General features: G+C 70.2%; 11 protein-coding genes. 6 read left to right on the plus strand and 5 right to left on the minus strand.

The window, feature by feature from the left end:
- Positions 1-95 precede the first annotated feature (95 nt).
- The gene (locus tag ACWDOP_RS07130) at positions 96-1,253 is read left to right on the plus strand and encodes a lipase family protein (protein WP_454203656.1); all 1,158 of its coding nucleotides are present in this window, start codon (positions 96-98) and stop codon (positions 1,251-1,253) included.
- A gap of 102 nt (positions 1,254-1,355) precedes the next feature.
- Here ACWDOP_RS07130 and ACWDOP_RS07135 read toward each other — a convergent pair whose 3' ends face one another.
- The 5 genes from ACWDOP_RS07135 to ACWDOP_RS07155 all read right to left on the minus strand — a co-directional run bounded on the left by ACWDOP_RS07135 (position 1,356) and on the right by ACWDOP_RS07155 (position 10,641).
- Entirely contained in the window at positions 1,356-2,189 is an 834-nt protein-coding gene (locus tag ACWDOP_RS07135; protein ID WP_456344334.1) for a class I SAM-dependent methyltransferase, read from the minus strand.
- Between the two features lie 65 nt (positions 2,190-2,254).
- The gene (locus ACWDOP_RS07140; RefSeq protein WP_456344335.1) at positions 2,255-2,548 is read right to left on the minus strand and encodes a ribbon-helix-helix domain-containing protein; all 294 of its coding nucleotides are present in this window, start codon (positions 2,546-2,548) and stop codon (positions 2,255-2,257) included.
- A gap of 98 nt (positions 2,549-2,646) precedes the next feature.
- On the minus strand, positions 2,647-3,486 hold the full coding sequence (locus ACWDOP_RS07145; RefSeq protein WP_456344336.1) for a hypothetical protein: 840 nt from the start codon (positions 3,484-3,486) through the stop codon (positions 2,647-2,649).
- Entirely contained in the window at positions 3,476-5,212 is a 1,737-nt protein-coding gene (locus tag ACWDOP_RS07150; RefSeq protein WP_456344337.1) for a diflavin oxidoreductase, read from the minus strand. Before ACWDOP_RS07150 ends, ACWDOP_RS07145 begins: the two co-directional genes overlap by 11 nt.
- A gap of 11 nt (positions 5,213-5,223) precedes the next feature.
- Complete coding sequence (locus tag ACWDOP_RS07155; protein WP_456344338.1) at positions 5,224-10,641, minus strand: glutamate synthase-related protein; 5,418 nt, start codon at positions 10,639-10,641, stop codon at positions 5,224-5,226.
- Positions 10,642-11,132: 491 nt separating this feature from the next.
- Between ACWDOP_RS07155 and ACWDOP_RS07160 the strand changes: the two genes are divergently transcribed.
- From ACWDOP_RS07160 to ACWDOP_RS07180, 5 genes are read left to right on the plus strand one after another with little or no spacing between them, the layout of a single operon-like run.
- Entirely contained in the window at positions 11,133-12,074 is a 942-nt protein-coding gene (locus ACWDOP_RS07160; RefSeq protein WP_454203453.1) for a metal ABC transporter substrate-binding protein, read from the plus strand.
- Positions 12,071-12,850 carry a metal ABC transporter ATP-binding protein gene (locus ACWDOP_RS07165; protein WP_454203452.1) on the plus strand — a complete coding sequence of 260 codons (780 nt, stop codon included), beginning with the start codon at positions 12,071-12,073 and terminating at the stop codon, positions 12,848-12,850. Before ACWDOP_RS07160 ends, ACWDOP_RS07165 begins: the two co-directional genes overlap by 4 nt.
- A gap of 1 nt (position 12,851) precedes the next feature.
- Positions 12,852-13,745 (plus strand): metal ABC transporter permease, encoded by an 894-nt coding sequence (locus ACWDOP_RS07170; protein ID WP_456344339.1) that lies wholly within the window; start codon positions 12,852-12,854, stop codon positions 13,743-13,745.
- A 41-nt stretch (positions 13,746-13,786) separates the two neighbouring features.
- Positions 13,787-15,172 (plus strand): SWIM zinc finger family protein, encoded by a 1,386-nt coding sequence (locus tag ACWDOP_RS07175; protein WP_456344340.1) that lies wholly within the window; start codon positions 13,787-13,789, stop codon positions 15,170-15,172.
- A 28-nt stretch (positions 15,173-15,200) separates the two neighbouring features.
- Entirely contained in the window at positions 15,201-17,654 is a 2,454-nt protein-coding gene (locus ACWDOP_RS07180; RefSeq protein WP_456344341.1) for a hypothetical protein, read from the plus strand.
- Positions 17,655-17,717: the final 63 nt, after the last annotated feature.

The raw sequence follows: 17,717 nt of genomic DNA on the forward strand, positions 1-17,717 counted from the left end.
AGTTCGAGGTGTCGGGGCCGAGGAGTCAGCGTTCGATGGCGGCTGACCATACGAGGAAAGTCTTGTTCAGAGTTGCCTTCAGGGCCACGGTCCTGATGTTGAGTGCGGTCGCGTCGCTCGGACTGGTGAGCGCACCCGCGCACGCCAGCCCGCTGTATCCGACCCCCGATCCCGATGCCTTCTACGCACAGCCCGCCGACCTCGCGAACTTGAAGCCGGGCGACGTCGTCCGGACCCGCAAGATCGACTCCGGTCCCTACGTCGGTACCGACGGCTGGCAGGTCGCCTTCCGTTCCACCAACTCCCTCGGCAACCCGGTCATGGGCGTCACGACCGTGCTGCTACCCATCGGCGTGCAGAACCCGCCGCTGGTGTCGTACCAGGCGCTGATCAATTCCCTGGGCACCCAGTGCAATCCGTCGCGGTCGCTGTTCAACGGCGAACTGCAGGACGCGCCCGGCGCCATGCTGCCGATCGGCCGGGGCTGGGCGGTCTCGCTGCCGGACTACCTCGGTCCCACCTCCGCGTACGGCGCGGCCAAGCTGAGCGGCATGATGACGCTGGACAGCGTCCGGGCCGTGCAGAAGGCCACCGAACTCGGCCTCGGCCAGTCGCCGGTGGCGATCGCCGGATACTCCGGCGGCGGAATGGCTTCCGCGTGGGCGGCCGCGCTGGCGCCCACCTACGCTCCCGAGCTGAAGATCGCGGCGGTCGTCGCGGGCGGCGTCCCCGCCGATCTCGAGGAGATGGCCCTCTCGCTCGGCTTCGCGCCGCACCCGGGCTTCGGCCTGGCCTTCGCCGCGGCCATGGGCCTGGAACGCGAGTACCCGGACCGGCTTCCGGTCTCGGACCAGCTGAACCCCGAGGGCCTGTGGTTCCGGGAGTTCACCCAGGACGCGTGCCGTCGCTTCCTGCTGTTCCACGGCGCCTTCCGCAACGCCGAGCAGCTGGCGGCGTCGAAGTCCCTGATGGACAGCCAGGAGGCGCGAGCGGTGTTGCGCGAGAACAGCTTGCGTCACTACCCGGGCATCCCCACCGCGCCCACCTACCTGTGGCAGGGCCGTTTCGACACCCTGACCTCCTTCGGTCCGGTGGCCGAGGTGGCTGATCGCTACTGCAAGGCCGGCGCCCCGGTCGACTTCCGGCCGTACGACATCGCCGAGCACATGACCACGGCCGTAGCGGGTTTCGTGGACGCGTGGAACTACGTGGAAGCGCGCTTCCGCAACGATCCGGTGCCGACCAGCTGCTGATCGGCTCGGTCCGGTGATCGCTCGCGACGCGCCGGAACAACCCCGATGGAAACCCCGGGCTCGAAACCCTTCGAGCCCGGGGTTTTCGCGTTAGCGATGGAGCTACTCGCGGACGGCGTGCGCGATGCGCCCGGCGAACACGTCGTACTTCGGGTCCGGGTCGAATCCGTAGCGCGACAGGGTTTCCGGCACGGAGGTGTCGGCGATGCGGTCGAAGCCCAGACCTTCGAGTTCGCGGGCCAGCTCGGCGGGTGCGAAGAACGTCTGCCACGGCTCACCCTGGTCGGCGACCCTGGTCAGCACGTCCGCTCCCATCGCGCGCTGTTCGGCGGATCGGGTGGCGGCCGGATCGTTATAGTCGACGACGAGTTCGGCGTGCGCGTCGAGCCCCGCCGCGAAGGCGAACAGCCGCAGCGTGGCAGCCCGGCTGAGATACATCACCACCCCGAGGCAGACGAAGATCGCCGGCGCCGTACGGTCGAACCCCGCCGCCCCGAGCGCGTAGCCCAGCTCGTCCCCCTCGAAGTCCGCGGCCACGAACGCCACCGACTCGGGCACGCCGATCCCCGCGTCCCGCAACCGTTCTCGCTTCCATTCCTGCGTGTCAGGATGGTCCACCTCGAACACTCGCAGCCCCGGATACGGGTTCCGGTACCCGAAGGTGTCCAGCCCCGCCCCCAGGATCACCAGCTGCCGAACCCCCGCCCCGACGGCCGCCCCGATGGCGTCCTCGGCGACCCGGAACCGGACCAGGATCCACGGGTGCAACACCTCCGGAATCCAGTTCTCCGCCGCGACCGACACCTCGCCCGCCTCGAGCCCGCACAGGCGCGCGGCAAGCGGGTCGTCGAAAAGCCTTGCCCCCGCACTCGCCCCGTGTGCCGCCCGGATCAGCGCCATCGACAGTGCTGTCCGGCTCGCTCGCCCGTGCTCCACGACGTCCCCATCCGCCCGAGTTCGGTTCGCCCCCAGGATATCCGGCCCCGTCCTGGCTCGTGGTGCTATCTCGCGCGCTGGCGCGGGTCTGAGTTTTGTGCCCGGTCGGGCGATGTGGATCGGCCTGACTCGTCACCCCACTCGAAACGGGTCGCGTCGGACAGGAACTCGTCGAGGTCGTCGCCGTCGGGGACAGCGGTGTAACCGGCGACGATGGATTCCCCGATCGTGTGTTCGCGATAGTGCTCCAGGGCGGCGACGATCAGGGCGGCTCGACTGCCGCAATGCTGGGCCGCGACCTGCGCATCGACGAAATCGACGAGCTCATCCGGCAGGAGGATGGTGATCTGCTTGCTCATATCGATCTGTATACCGGTCGTGGTACTGGAGCAGCATTCATCGGCGAGGCCCTTTGGTATCGCAGGTCTTGTCGATGTGAGCGGGTGGGTGTGCACCCTTACGTGCCCGGATCTGGGAGGGAGGCCGTGATCGTCTCCCAGGCCTGGTGCAGGTGGGGGCAGATCGAGCCGGTCTGGGTCAGGACCGTCACGCAGCGGTTGTCGTGGTCGTAGAGCTCCAGGGCGGAGGTGACGCCGGTCGGGCCGTGTGAGTGGGTCAGCCAGCACTCGCGGATGTGCGGGGGGCTCATCGCGTAGCGGGCGGCGCCGAAGACCACCGACACGTGGTCGGGTTCGTGTTCGACCAGGGCGGCGCGGTCGCGATGGAGTTGCAGGCAGCCGCCGCCGGGAACGGCGACGGTGAAGGGCAGGGACAGGTCGGCCAGGTGGGACAGCAGGTGCGGGAGCACGCGGGGCTCCACGCGGCGCGCGCCGGTGAACGGCAGGACGTGGTAGCGGTCGGTCGTCAGGGCGTCCAGGTGGGAGATCTGGTCGGTGTCCCACCAATCCAGCTCGGACCAGCGCAGCGGCGTCTCGGGCTCCGGCGGCGCGGCGGGCGCCAGCGCGATCGCCTCGATCAGCATCGGATCGGACTGCGGGGTGAAGTAGGCGCGATGGGTTCCCGACGCGTCGGCCAGGGTCAGCGCGCGGGGGGTGAGGTGGATATCGGTGATGCGGCCGGGATGCAGCCGCAGCGCGATGCCCTCGGGGCCGCAGGCCAGCGCCTCGCCCGGGAACGCGGGCGGCAGGTACTCGCCGGTGTGGCTGAGCAGGGCCGCGGCGTTCGCGGTCGCGGTGACCGTCAGGCCGAGCGCGGGCAGCGCCTGGGCGACCACCCGGGCCCCGCCGGCGACGCGGCGGGCGGGGCAGTGTTCGCAGCGGCGGCCGTCAGTACACATCGCGGACGTACCGCTTCTCGCGCTTGAGGGTGTTGACGTAGTCGGCGGCGGCGTCGGCGTCGAATCCGCCGTGCTCGCCGACGATCTCGTGCAGCGCCCGGTCGACGTCCTTGGCCATGCGGGTGGCGTCACCGCACACGTAGAAGTGCCCGCCCTCCTGCAGCCAGGCGTACAGCTCCGCGCCGTGCTCGCGCATCCGGGTCTGCACGTAGACCTTGTCCGCCTGATCCCGGGAGAACGCCAGGTCCAGCCGGTTCAGCAGCCCCGACTCGTGCCAGCCGGTCAGCTCCTCGGCGTAGATGTAGTCGTGCTCGCGATGCTGATCACCGAAGAACAGCCAGTTGCGCCCGCCCGCCCCGCGCTGCTCCCGCTCCTGCAGGAACGCCCGGAAGGGCGCGATCCCGGTCCCCGGCCCCACCATGATCATCGGCGCGTCGTCCGATCCCGGCACGCGGAAGGACTTGTTGGGCTGCAGGAAGATTCGCGCGTCACCGCACCGATCGGCCAGGTAGGTCGAGCACACACCGCCGCGATCGCGCCCCGCGTGCTGATACCGGACCCCGGCCACGGTGAGGTGAATGCGATCGGGATGCGCCAGTGAACTCGAGGAGATCGAATACGCCCGGTGCTGGAGCGGTTTGAGCAGCCCGATGAACTCCTCCAGCGCGAGCACGTCGCCGCCGATGCGCAGGATGTCGAGGATGTCCTTGCCGTACAGCCACCGGTCGAGCACGTCCTTGACGCCACCGCGCAGCACGTGCGAGAGCTCCTCGTTCTCCGCGCGGCTCTCCACCTCGCTCAGCAGATCCTTGGTGGGCGTACTGATTTCGTACCGATGGCCCAGCACCGCGCGCAGTGGCTCACCGTCCACGACGGTGTCCGGCGACACCCGGAAGTGGTCCGCGATGGCGGCCACCAGCGCGGGATTGTTCTCCGGGAACACCGCCAGCGCGTCGCCCGCCTCGTACGCGATGCCGCTGTCCGCCAGCGCGAACTCGATGTGCCGAATCTCCTTGCCCGACTCGGGCCCCGACAGCAGCCGGTTCACCGGCAGCTGCGCCGGATAGGGATTCTTGCGGGTCCAGCCGGACCGCGCGACGGTGCTGGGCGGCGGGGTGCCGGGCGTACCGCCCGCCCCCGCGAGGGTCACCAGCGTGGCGACCGCGCCGCGCACCCATTCGGCCGCGGGCGTCTCGTAGTCGATGTCGCAGTCGGTGCGCCCCACCACGCGGTGCGCGCCGAGCTGCTCCAGCCGGGTGTCGATGAGCTTGCCTGCCTGGCAGTAGCCGTCGTACCCGGTGTCGCCGAGCGCGAGCACGCCGTACGCGAGCCCCTCCAGCCGCGGCGCGGTCTCCGAAGACAATGCCTCCCAAAACAATTCGGCGTTGTCTGGCATCTCGCCCTCCCCGTAGGTGGAGGTGATGACCAGCACGTACTTGAACCCGACCAGCTCGTCGAGCTTGATCTCGTCGAGTCCGCTCACCCGCGCGTCGAACCCCTGCGCGGTGGCCGCGGCGGCGGTGTCGGCCGCCAGGCCCTCGGCGTTGCCGGTCTGGCTGCCGTACAGGATGCGCAGGGACGGTCGCGGAGCGCCGGTGTCGGCGTTCGCCGGAGCCGAGGCCGGGGCCATGGCGAGCCGGGAGTGCAATCCGGCCAGAAATCCGGCGAGCCAGGCACGCTGGTCCTCGTTGAACGGAGCATCCTCGGGAATGTAGGCGATCTTCATGTACTCGCTCTTCAGGTGGTCTGCAGGGAGGGACCGGACAGCGCGACGACCGGAATCGCCTTGTGCGCGAACAGTTCCTCGAAGGAGGGCAGGCGACCGATGCGGTCGATGTTCTTGGCGCTCTGGTAGAGGATCCAGCCGTAGGTGCCGGGACTGTCCATCGAGCGCACGTTGCGCTCGCTCAGCGCCCGCTTGTAGTCGGTGAGTCGTTTGTCCGCGACCATGACCGCCAGATCCTCGTCACCGAATCCGTCGATGGCCTCGCGGGCGTACTTCTGCAGTTTCTGGATGAGGAAGAAGTCCTCGGTGAGCACCAGATTGCGCACCGCGGCCCCGATGCGCGGATCCTGCACCGCGGTGACCTCCGGCATCCGCGACATCGCGAGCTGCTGCGCCATGTTCAGCACCGTGTAGGTGTTGAGCAGCGCGTACATCTCCTCGGTATCGGTGTCGCCGTACCCGGGCACCGCGCCGCCGAGCACCGTGCGCGCGTCGCGATAGGACAGCTTGAACTTGCGCACCTGATGCCCGGACAGCGCGGTGGCGAGTTCGTCGAGCAGTTCCTTGCGCGTCTTGGCGGCCAGGATCGCGTCCGCGTCCTGGTACTGCAGCAGCGCGCGAGGCATGGCGTAGACCAGGTGCGCGCGGGTAGTCTCCCAGTCCGCGAGCAACGCCGTGCCCCGGGCCGACCCGGTCGCCTCGACGTGCCACTCCAGCAGCGTGCGCGCGGCCTGTTCGTGGAACGGCGCGTCCGTGACCGGAAGAACCAGCACCGAATCCGCGCTGACCTTCGCGCCCAGCTCGCCGTCCGGATCGTACTGGTAGAGGAAGCCGCCGCTCATGCCGTTGCCGACGCCCTTGCCGAAGCCGCCGATGTTGAGCACCGCGCCGTTGGTCATGTACTCGCACAGGAATTCGCCGACGCCCTCCACGACCGCCGAGGCGCCGGAGTTGCGCACCGCGAACCGGTCACCGGCCTCGCCGTCGACGAACAGCCGCCCGCCCGAGGCCCCGAACAGCGCGAAGTTGCCGATGAGCACGCTGCCTCCGGGCTCGGTGGAACCGCCGCCCGGGGATCGCACGATGATCTCGCCGCCGCAGGCGCTCTTGCCGACGCCGTCGTTGCAGGTTCCGATGTGGGTCAGGCTGATTCCGTCGTTGCAGAACAATCCGTAGCTCTGGCCCGCCGACCCGGTGGTGGTGATCCGCACGCTGCCGGGCTGCAGGTGCCTGCGGCCGCGATCGTCGGTGACGACCACGTCACCGTCTGCCGCATCGTGATTGAGCATGCGCTCGATGTCGATGGCGAGCTGGCCGCCGACGCCCTTGTTCCGGTTGGTCAGCGCCACGGGCGGCAGCACCGCGCCGTTCAGCGTGAGCGCCGCGAGGAAGGAGTCGTCGATCGCGTAGTCCTTCTCCATGTATATCGGGTTCTCGACGACGAATTCCGGTGCCACGGCCAGCATTCGGCGCAGGTCCAGGCGGCCGATGGAGGAGGGGTGGTCGAGCAGGTGCAGCAGGTCGCTGCGCCCGCGCGCCGCCCGCAGCGACGGCACGCCGAGCGTGGCCAGGATCTCGCGGACCTCGTGCGCGATGTTGAGCAGGTACTGTGCCAGCGCGCGCGGATCACCCTCGAAGACTTCGGGATTGGTGGTGAGACCGGCGGGGCACTTGATGTTGCAGTTCTTCGCCATGACGCAGCGCAGCATCATCAGCGCGGTGGTGCCGAACTCGAAACTGTCCGCGCCGAGCAGCGCGGACTTGACCACGTCGCTCGCGGTCTGATGCGCGCCCGAACATCGCAGCACGACCTTCTGCCGAATACCGTTGGCGCACAGCGCCTGGTGCACCTCGGCGACGCCGATCTCCGCGGAGCGGCCCGCGTACTTCAGGCTGGTGACCGCGGCCGCGCCGGTGCCGCCGGTGTTGCCCGCGACATTGATGACGTCGGCGCCGGCCTTGGCGACACCAACCGCGATGGTGCCGATGCCCTCGGAGGACACCAGTTTCACGATGACCCGTACCCGGGCGGCCTTGCAGTCGTGGATGAGCTGGGCCAGGTCCTCGATCGAATAGGTGTCGTGATGCGGTGGCGGGGAAACCAGTTCGACGCCCGGGGTCCCTCCGCGCGCCGCGGCGATCTCGACGGTCACCTTCGGCGCGGGCAGCTGCCCGCCCTCGCCGGGCTTGGCGCCCTGGCCGATCTTGATCTCCAGTTCGCGCAGCATGGGATCGGCCAGGTAGCCCGCCCACACCCCGAAACGGCCCGACGCGAACTGCTTGATGCGCGACCCGCGAATGGTGCCGTAGCGGGTGATGTGTTCCCCGCCCTCACCGCAATTCGACAGTCCGCCCACCATATTGGTGCCGTGCGCCACCGCCTCGTGCGCCGGAGCGACCAGCGCGCCGTGGCTCATGGCGCCCGAGGCCAGGGTCGCGGTGATCTCGCTGGCGGGCTGGACCTTTCCCAGCGGAATCGAGGCCGGCGCGGTGTCCACCGCCGCGAGGTAGTCCGCGGCCGCACCGGTGGCGCGTACGCGCAGGTCCTCGGCGCTGACCTCGGCCTCGACGATATCCGCGCCGAATCGGGCACGCAGCGATTGCGCCAGCGCCGCGAGCCGGTGCGGGGTGTGGGCCAGCCGCAGGGTGAACACGTCGCCTTCCCGCTCGCACGTCAACCCGCGAACCAGGAAGGAGTTGTTGCCCGACCGCGCGAACTGCCCCATCTCGCCGCGGAATTCGTCGGCCGTGTGCACGAAGTTCACATCGGCGGGCAGGGCGAGCACGTCGCGCAGCGCGGCGGGCCGCCGCGCGCGTTCGGCGTTCATGGCCCGCACGAAATTGCGGTAGCCCGCGGTGATGTCGAAGCTGTCGATGGCGCGCGGGGTCAGTTCGTCGAAACTGGTGTTGCGGTAGGCGTTGTCGTCGAGCCCGAACGCGCCCTCGAGCTGATTCAGGGGCAGCAGCCGCAGGTGCGTGGCGTCGGCCATCGCCGGATTGTGCGGGCGCGCGGTGTCGTCGAAGGAGATGGCCTCCTCGGTCATGTCGACGAACCCGCGCACCGCGGTGGTGCCGTAGGAGTGCCCGGCCCCTTCCGCGCGCTCCTTGAACAGGCCCAGCAGCGGGATGTCCTGCTCCCCGCGCACCGTGCGGGCCCGCGCGTGCCAATCCGCCACCGCCGCGGCGAGCGTGGCGAATCCGACCCCCGCCACCGGGGAGACCACGTTCGGGAAGTACCTGCGCAGCACCGGATCCGCGGTGTCGAGGTAGTTGGGCTCGAAAAACTCGCCGCCGATATAGCTTTCGGCGGTGCACAACCCGACGCGGCCCATGGTCTTCATGAGCGACTTCTCCGCCGCCTTGGCGAACCGCGCGAAGGCGCTGTCGGCGTCGTCGCCGTACTTCTCCTCGGCCCGCATCTGCACCGACAGCGCGTACACCGCCGAGGCGCCGAAGCCCAGCACCGCGGCCACGTGGTGCGAGGAGCACAGCTGACCGCTCTCGGCGATCACCGAAACCCGCAGGCGCAGACCCTCTTCGATGAGCCGCTGATTGATGGCCGAGACGACGAGGATGAGCGGCAGCGCGGCGCGCTCGGCCGAGACGTGCCGGTCGGTGATGATCGCGATGCCACCGGTCTCGCGGGCGAATTCCTGTACCTGGTCGCAGAGTTCGTCCACCGCGCGCACCAGCGCCGCGGCGTTGGCGGCCGGATCGGCCAGGTCGGCGCGATAGCGCATACCGAAGCGCCGCACCGGCGTATCGCCCTGCTCACGGATCTTGAGCATGTCCCGGTGGTTGAGGATGGGGGAGCGGACCACGATCTGCGGCGCGGCCTGCGCGCCGCTGTTGGGCTTGGCGCCCAGCGCGACCCGCAGGGTCATGCCGTCGGCCTCGCGGATGCTGTCCAGCGGCGGGTTGGTGACCTGCGCGAAGCGCTGCGAGAAGTACTTGGCCACACCGCCTTCCTGGTCCGAGAGCGCGTTGATGGCCGCGCCGTAGCCCATCGCCGAGATCTTCTCCTGACCGGTGGCCAGCATGGGATCCATCAGGAACTTGAAGCTCTCCTGATTGAGCGAGTAGGCGACGTAGCGCTGCGGCCGGGTGAGATCGCCGTCGTATCGCGCCGGGGCGCTCTGGTTCTCGGGCGGGACGGGCGGCAGATCGGCGATGTTCACCCGGGCGGCGCTCAGCAGGGCCGGGTAGTCGTGTCGGGCCGCCAGCATTTCCAGGGCGGCCGTCGTGCCGTACGCGCGCCCGGCCGCGTGATCGAAGAACAGCATGCCGCCGGCCTCGATGCGCCCGCGCACCAGCACCTGTTCGGGCGGGAAGTACACCTGTCCCGCTTCGGACATGACCCCCAGGTACTCGGTGGTCTCGACGGTGCGCAGCGGGCGCAGGCCGAGCCGGTCCAGCCGGGCGCCGATGATCACGCCGTCGCCGAAGACCAGTGCCGCCGGGCCGTCGTTCTTCTCCTCGTAGAGGCTGAAGTACTCGAGCATGGCGGTGACCCGCGGCGAGAGGGTCGTGTCGTTCTCCCAGGCGGGCGGCATCATGGCGACCACCGCGGTCACCAGATCCAGGTCGTCCTCGATGACCCGGTTCTGCAGGGTCTGGTCCAGGCGGCAGCTGTCGGACTGGCCGGCCGGGCGCACGATGGCCCGGCTGCGGGCGCGGGCGAGCGCGTTCTCCGAGAGCCGGTTCTTCTTGTCGGTGTTGAGCTCACCGTTGTGCGCCATGAACCGGAACGGTTGCGCCATCGTGGAATCGGGGGCGGTGTTGGTGGAGAACCGGGTGTGGAAGAACAGCGAGTGCACCTGCATCCGCGGATCGTTCAGGTCCCGGAAGTAGGGCACCACCTCGTGCGAGTTCAGCCTGCCCTTGAGCACCTGGGTGCGGGCGCTGAGCGAGAGCGGGTACAGCCCGCGCAGTTCGGGCCGGGTGTAGGCGACCGCCTCGATCGCCATGAGCGCGTCGTGGATGCGCCGGTCGGAGTTGGCCCGAAAGACCCACTGCCGCACCGGGAGCTGGTAGCGGACCGCGGCCGGGCGAACGGCGCTGTCGTCGGTGGGCACGTCGCGGACCAGCAGGATCTCGAATCCCTGTGCGCGCAGCGCGTTCTCGATGACGGTCTCGGCCTCGGCGGCGCGCTCGGGGTCGGCGGGCAGGAAGAAGTTCCCCACCCCGAACTCCCCGAGCCGCAGGTCTGCCCGGCCCGTGAGCTCGGCGAAGAACCGCAGGGACAGATCGAGATTCACGCCCGCGCCGTCACCGACGCCCTCGGAGGACATGCCCCCGCGATGGGGCACCGCGCACAGCGCCTCGTGCAGCTTGTGGATGATCTCGTGTGTCTGGACGCCGTCCTTGCGGGTCAGGAACCCGACGCCACAACTGCTCTTCTCCTGCTCCGGGTCGTACAGTCCAATCACACGCGTTCTCCTCAGCCGGCGCCGCGAACGGCGCGCCAACGAACGGCATGGTTCACTCGTCCCACCGGCTCCGCGCACGCTCGCCCCGGCCTGCCCGGCATCCGCGCCGGAACCGACAGGACAACCGAGCCAGCCTCAAGCGAGGATAGGCTAACCTCAGAAGTCGCCCGCGGATAGCTCCTGCGGCATACGTCACATCTCGGCCACCGCCCGGTCGCGCGGTGTTTGCCGGCCGCGCGGGAAGCGATCCGCGTCGCGTTCCCGGGTCGGGATCGACCCGTGCAACCTGCCCGATTTTGGGGCGCTTCTCGATATTCGAACCGGCACTCGGGAGTTCTGGCGAATATCCAGCAACGCATTCGTGGATGGGTGGCGAAGGGGTGGATCGGACCGGTGAAAGCCCGGTCGACGCGCATGTTCGGACTGTGATCCAGCTGTTATTCGAACGCCCGGTCTTGAAAGTTAGGGGAACCGAACTTTATATTCAGGTGATGAAGGTCTGGCTCTTGCGCTCGGGGCGCTCGCCGTTGCGCGCGCTGATATCGATCGGCGGTGTGTGCGCGGTCGCGCTCGCGCTCACCGCGTGCGGCGGCGGTGCGGATCGGGACGGCAAGCCCACCGTGCTCACCACGTTCACCGTGCTGGCCGATATCGCGCGCAATGTCGCGGGGGAGCACCTGGCGGTGGAGTCGATCACCAAGGTCGGGGCCGAGATCCACGGGTACGAGCCGACGCCGGGGGATATCCGCAAGGCGTCCAAGGCGGATCTGATCATCGACAACGGGCTGAACCTCGAGGCGTGGTTCGGGCAGTTCGTCACCGATGTCAAGGTCGACCACGTGGTGGTCACCGACGGGGTGACGCCCATCGCGATCGGGGAGGACGCCTACCGGGGCAAGCCGAACCCGCACGCGTGGATGTCGCCGCTGAACGTGCAGATCTACGTGGACAACATGGTTCGCGCGTTCGAGAAGCTCGCGCCCGCGCACGCCGCCGACTTCCGCGCCAACGCCGACGCCTACAAGGCGAAGCTGCAGCAGGTGCACACCGATCTGGTCGGCACCCTGTCCGGGCTGCCCGCCAACGAGCGGGCGCTGGTCACCTGTGAAGGCGCCTTCTCCTACCTCGCCCGCGACGCCGGGCTGACCGAGAAGTACATCTGGGCGGTCAATGCCGAGCAGCAGGCGACTCCGCAGCAAATCACCTCGGCCATCGACTTCGTGCGCGCCAACAGGGTGCCCGCGGTGTTCTGCGAATCGACCGTCTCCGACGCGCCCATGCAGCGGGTGGTGGAGGCGACCGGCGCCAAGTTCGGCGGCACCCTCTACGTCGATTCCCTCTCGGAGAGTGATGGTCCCGTGCCCACCTACCTCGATCTCATCCGCCACGACGCGGCCACCATCAGCACCGCACTGACCGGGCGCGCGTCATGAACGCGGCGATCGACGTCGCCGACGTCAGCGTGCACTACGGCGACCTGCTCGCCCTGGACGGCGTCACCGTCACCGTGGGCAGCGGCCGGATCTGCGGACTCGTCGGCATGAACGGCTCGGGCAAGTCGACGCTCTTCAAATCCATCATGGGACTCGTCCGCCCCGATCGCGGCACCGTGCTGATCAACGGCGGCGCCCCGGCGGCCGCGCGCAAATCCGGTGTCCTGGGCTATGTTCCGCAGAGCGAGGACGTGGACTGGAGCTTCCCGCTCTCGGTCGGCGACGTGGTGATGACCGGCCGCTACGGCCACATGGGCTTCACCCGCAGACCCCGGCGCGCGGACCGGGAGGCCGTCGCGCACGCGCTGGAGCGGGTCGAACTGACGGACCTGGCGGGCAGGCAGATCGGCCAGCTGTCCGGCGGACAGCGCAAGCGCGCCTTCGTCGCGCGCGGAATCGCCCAGGGCGCAACGGTTCTGCTGCTGGACGAGCCCTTCGCCGGGGTCGACAAGCGGTCCGAGGCGACCATCACCACCCTGCTGCGCGAACTCGCCGCGGACGGGGTCACCGTACTCATCTCCACCCATGATCTGCACGCGCTGCCCGGTCTCGCCGACGAGGCCATCCTGCTCAACCGGCGGGTGCTGGCGCACGGCGATCCGCGCGAGGTGCTGCGCCCGGAGAACCTCGCGCTGGCCTTCGGCATGGACGTGCTCGACCGCGACGTGCCCGAGCGAGATCTGCCCGCCCGCGACGTGCTGCCGAAGGCGGGCTGAGATGAGCCTGTCCGAAATGTTGCTGGACCCACTGGGTTACGAGTTCATGACCCGGGCCCTGCTCACCAGCGTGATCACCGCCGTGGTGTGCGGCATGCTGTCCTGCTGGCTGGTGCTGATCGGCTGGTCGCTCATGGGTGACGCGGTCTCGCACGCCGTGCTGCCCGGCGTGGTGCTGGCCTACATCGTCGGCGCGCCCTTCGCCGTCGGCGCGATCATCTTCGGCTTCCTGGCCGTCGCCCTGATCGGCGTGGTGCGCAGCACCAGCCGGGTCAAGGAGGACGCCGCCATCGGCATCGTGTTCTCCACCCTGTTCGCCTCGGGCCTGGTGCTGATCTCGGTGACGCCGAGCCAAACCGACCTGAACCACATCATCTTCGGCAATCTGCTGGGCGTGAGCCGGGCGGAACTGATCCAGGTCGCGGTGCTGGCGGTCATCGTGGCGGCCGCGCTGTACCTCAAGCGCCGCGACTTCACCCTCTACGCCTTCGATCCCACCCACGCGCACGCGATCGGCCTGCACCCCAAGCTGATCGGCACCGCGCTGCTCGGATTGCTCGCTCTCACGGCGGTATTGGCGCTGCAGGCCGTCGGGGTGATCCTGGTGGTCGCGATGCTCATCATTCCCGGGGCCACGGCCTACCTGCTCACCGATCGCTTCGGCCGCATGCTGCTGATCGCGCCCACGGTCTCGGCCCTCTGCGCGGTGACCGGCCTGTACCTGAGCTATCACCTGGACACCGCCTCCGGCGCGATGATCGTTGTCGTGCAGGGCGCGGTCTTCACCCTCGTCTACCTGTTCGCGCCGCGACAGGGCGTGATCGGCAAGCGGCTCGCCGCCGCCCGCCGCCGGACGAACGCCACGCGGGGAGTGGCCGCCGCCCCCGTGGCCTGACGCGCGATTCGCTGTCGGTACCCCGCTCTACCGTGCGTCGCATGAGTTCGACAGCGACGCATTCGCTCACCTACCTCCGGCCGTCGGGCCTCGATCGTTCGGGTGGGCGGGACCTGCTCGGCCTGCAGACCAGCGGGGGTCGCACGCCCGCCGGCGAGGTCGCGAATCCCACGTTCTTCCAAGGGTTCCTGGCCCGCCCCGAGCTCGCGGCGGCGGGCCTGCTCGCGGTCGCCGACGTGGCCGCGGCGCGGTACTACGATCCGCGCCGGACCGGATCGTCGCTGCTGGACCCGGTGGTGACCGGCAACGGCGACCGGCTACGGTTCGAATCGTTCTCGGCCTGCTGCGGGGTGCACGCCCGCCTCGACGTCCTCGACGCCGGATTGGACGGCGACATCGGCCACGGCACAACGAATGTGGACGTGAACACCCCGCTGCGGGACGCGCTCAACGGCGTCACCGCGGGTGATCCGCTGCATCTCACCGTGGGCCCGCAGGAGTTGGCAGTGGCCACGCTCGGTGATCGCGTGGTGGAGAAGAAGGTCCCGCTGCCCGATCGCTGGCTGCGCGGATTCGCCGAAACACAGGTCATCGCCGCCGGATTCACGCTGCGCGCCGAGATCTCGGCCACCGAGGCGACGCGCTTCCTGCGGACGCTGCCGCGCTCGGGCGGCACCGCCGCCCGCGGCGGGCAGTGGGTGGTGGCCGCCGACGGGCGGCTGCGCCTGACCTCGCGCCCGATGCCGGGCGCGGTCTGCCTGCCCGGCCCGCAACGGCTGTCCACCCTGCATCGGGTACTGCGCCATGCCGATTCGCTGCGACTGTACGGCCCGGACGCCGCCCCGGACGGCGGGCTGGCGGCGTCGGCGTGGGAGATCGCGCTGCCGGGCATGCGCCTGACGCTCACGCTGTCGCCCGAGACCGGGCGCGGATTCTCGGGTGAGGGAACGGTATTGAGCGCCCTCGCCGATCCCGAGACCGAGGCGGACGCCGAACTGCTGTCGGTCCTGCTGGCCTGGGATCCCCGGATCGAGACGGCCGCGCTCGCCGCGCAATCGGGCCTGTCCGTGGATCGGGTCCGGGCCGCTCTCACCCGCCTCGGCGTCGACGGCCGCATCGGCTACGATCTCGCCGAGGCCGCGCACTACCACCGCGAATTGCCCTATGCCGCAGGACGAGTCGAACGGCACAACCCGCGTTTGAAGGCGGCGCGCGAACTGGTCGCCGCCGGGGCGGTGCGGCTCGAGGCCGGCGAGATGGCCGATGTCGTCTCCGGCGGCTTCGTCCACCGGGTCCGGCTGGCCGCCGACGGTACCTTCCGGTGCACCTGCGACTGGTGGGCCGAAACCGGCGGCGGGCGCGGCCCGTGCCGGCACGCGCTGGCCGTTCGCATCACCCGCAACTCCGCGCTCGCCGCGCTCCGATAGCCGAATCGCTGACTTCCCAAGGGTATTGATGACCGAGATCTTCGACGCCGAGCGCCTGTCGCGCACGCGTCCCGCCCACATCCCCGTGCTGCTGGCGGCCATGTCCGAGGCCGAACGCCGAGCGCTGTCCCCGGCGCTGAAGAGCGCGCGGTCGAAGCTGCCCCGGCGGAGCTGGTGGGAGGCGGAATCGGAATCCCATGCGGCGGTGCAACTGTGGGGTCTGGGCGCACTGTCGACGCCCACCGCCGTGGCACAGTGGTTGTCCACCGGTGTGACCCGGCATGTCGGCACCCGGCCCGAATTGCTGCTGGCCTGCCTCGAGGCCGGTGGACGCGACAACGACTGGCGCGCCGACCTGGCCGCGCGGCTCGCCGCCGGGCGCGAGGACGGCTGGCGCGGCCTGCCCTACTTCCCGCTCATCGTGCACCTGGTACGAACCTCGGGCGCACCGGTGCCCACCACGGACGCCTTCGTCTCCGCCTGGGTCGCGCGCTCGGACCGCGACCAACTGCCCCCGCGCTGGCGCGAGCATCAGCTGTCGGCGGAGCCGAGACTGATCGACCGGTTGCGCTCGGATCCGTTCCTGCCCGTCCTGGCGCGCCGGCTGGTCGAGGTCAACGACCTGTATCTGATGAGCGACCCGGACCGGCCCGCGGAATCCTGGCCGCACGTGTTGAACACGTTCTCCCGCGAAGGCATCGTCGATCGCGAAGAGCTGCACACCTGTGCCCTGAACGCCCTGCTGCGCGCCGACGGCCGCACCACCGACACCGCGAGCCGGTTGAGTGTGCTCGCCGGGCTGGCCGCCGAGCCCGCCGAATGCGCGAGCCGCGCCGACACCTACTCGCGGCTGCTGGTGGAGAGCCATTCGACCGTGGCCGGGCACGCCCAGGGCGTACTGATCGCCCTGCACGGCGCGGGGCTGTACTCCTCCGCCGATGCTGTCGCGCTCTCCGGCGAAGTGCTGTCCCGGCCCGAGAAGAAACTCGTTCGCGCGCAACTGAGCTGGCTCGAGCGCATCGTGCGCGCCGAACCCGAGCACATCTCCGCGGCCGTGCGGCTGTGGGCCGAGCTGGCCGCCGCCATCGACGACGCCACGCTCCGCACCCGAGCCGAGAAACTGGTGACCCGCTATCTGCCCAAGGCGGACAACGACACCCGGATGGACCTCGCCGTCGCGCCGGAGCCGGAAGTCGAGGAGCCGTTCGACCTGCCGTCTCCGCCGGCGCCCGCACCGCTGGCCGACATCCCCGCTACCCCGGACGAACTGGCCGATGTCTACCGCTGGCTCTCCGCCCGTTCGCGCGACGACGCCCGGGGCGGGGAACGATTCTTCGACGGCCTGGTCCGCTTCGCGCACGCCGACCCCGCGGGCCTGGACGCCGCCCTGCGCCCGGCGCTGGACCCCGATCTGAGCACCGTGCGGTCGATCGAATCCGCACCGCGACAGCGCAACTGGTGGGGTCAGCAGCCGTGGGGGCCGCTGACCGCGGCGGCCATCGCGCTGGGCATCATCACCTACCGGCCGTCGCTGGATCGGCGAGCCACCGTCCTGGGCGCGCGCATGGCCGAATGGGCCGAGATCGTGCTGTCGAAAGCGCCGCTGCCGCCGTGCGCGCTCGCCACCCCGACCTACGACAACGGACAGCTCGACGCCGCCGAGTTGCTCGAGCGCCTGCGTCTGTTCCACGCCGCCGGAATCCGGCCCGGCCCCATCGAATTCGCACAGGCCCTGGTACGCGTCGCGCCGGGCGCCGACGCCGCGACCCGCGCCGCGGCCACGGCGCTCGGCACGCCCGAGGCCCGCGAGCTGGCGGCGGTCCTGGCCGGGCAGCCGCCCACCGACCTCCCGGAGCCGCTGCGCGCCGCGCGCCGCGGTCCCAAGCGCAGGTGGGACTTCCTGGCCATCGCCGCGATCGAGTACCCGGATCCGGAAGTGCTTGCCCGCTGGGACTTCTGGGATTCGAGCGTGCCCTACGTCGTGCTGCTGCTGGCGGAGCTGCCCGGGCAGAAGGGTAAGGCCGTGCACGATCAGGTCATGCGCGCGCTCGGCGGCGATGACGCGCGGTACCGGACCGCGGGCGTCGACGCCCTGGTCAGCCTGGCCGCCGCCGGCGAGCTGCAACCACACCTGCTGGTCAAGTGCCTGCGCCCCGAGACGCCCAACAAGCGCCTGGCGGGTTCGCTGCGCGAAGCGGTGTCGGCGCTGGGCCCGCACCGCGCGTGGCCGATCATCGACGCCTTCCTGCCCGTCCTGCTCGGGGAGGGCGGCACCAACGGCCTCGCCGACGTGCTCGCGGTCGCCGCCGACTGCGCCCGCCGCTGCGGCGCCACCGCCGACTACCCGGCCCTGCATCCCCTGGCCGACCGTCGCGGGACCACCCGCCTCGCCGCCGAAGCCCGCACGCTGCGCGAGGTCCTGAACTCCGCGGCCCCGAAGGATCTCCCGCGCACCGACGCAGCACCGGTGGGGGTCGCCTAGCCCCGGCGACAATTCGCCGCTCGGGAAGCGGGTCGCTCGACGTGCTCCCGCCGGGAACCGGTG

The organism is Nocardia sp. NPDC003693 (genome assembly GCF_053981095.1).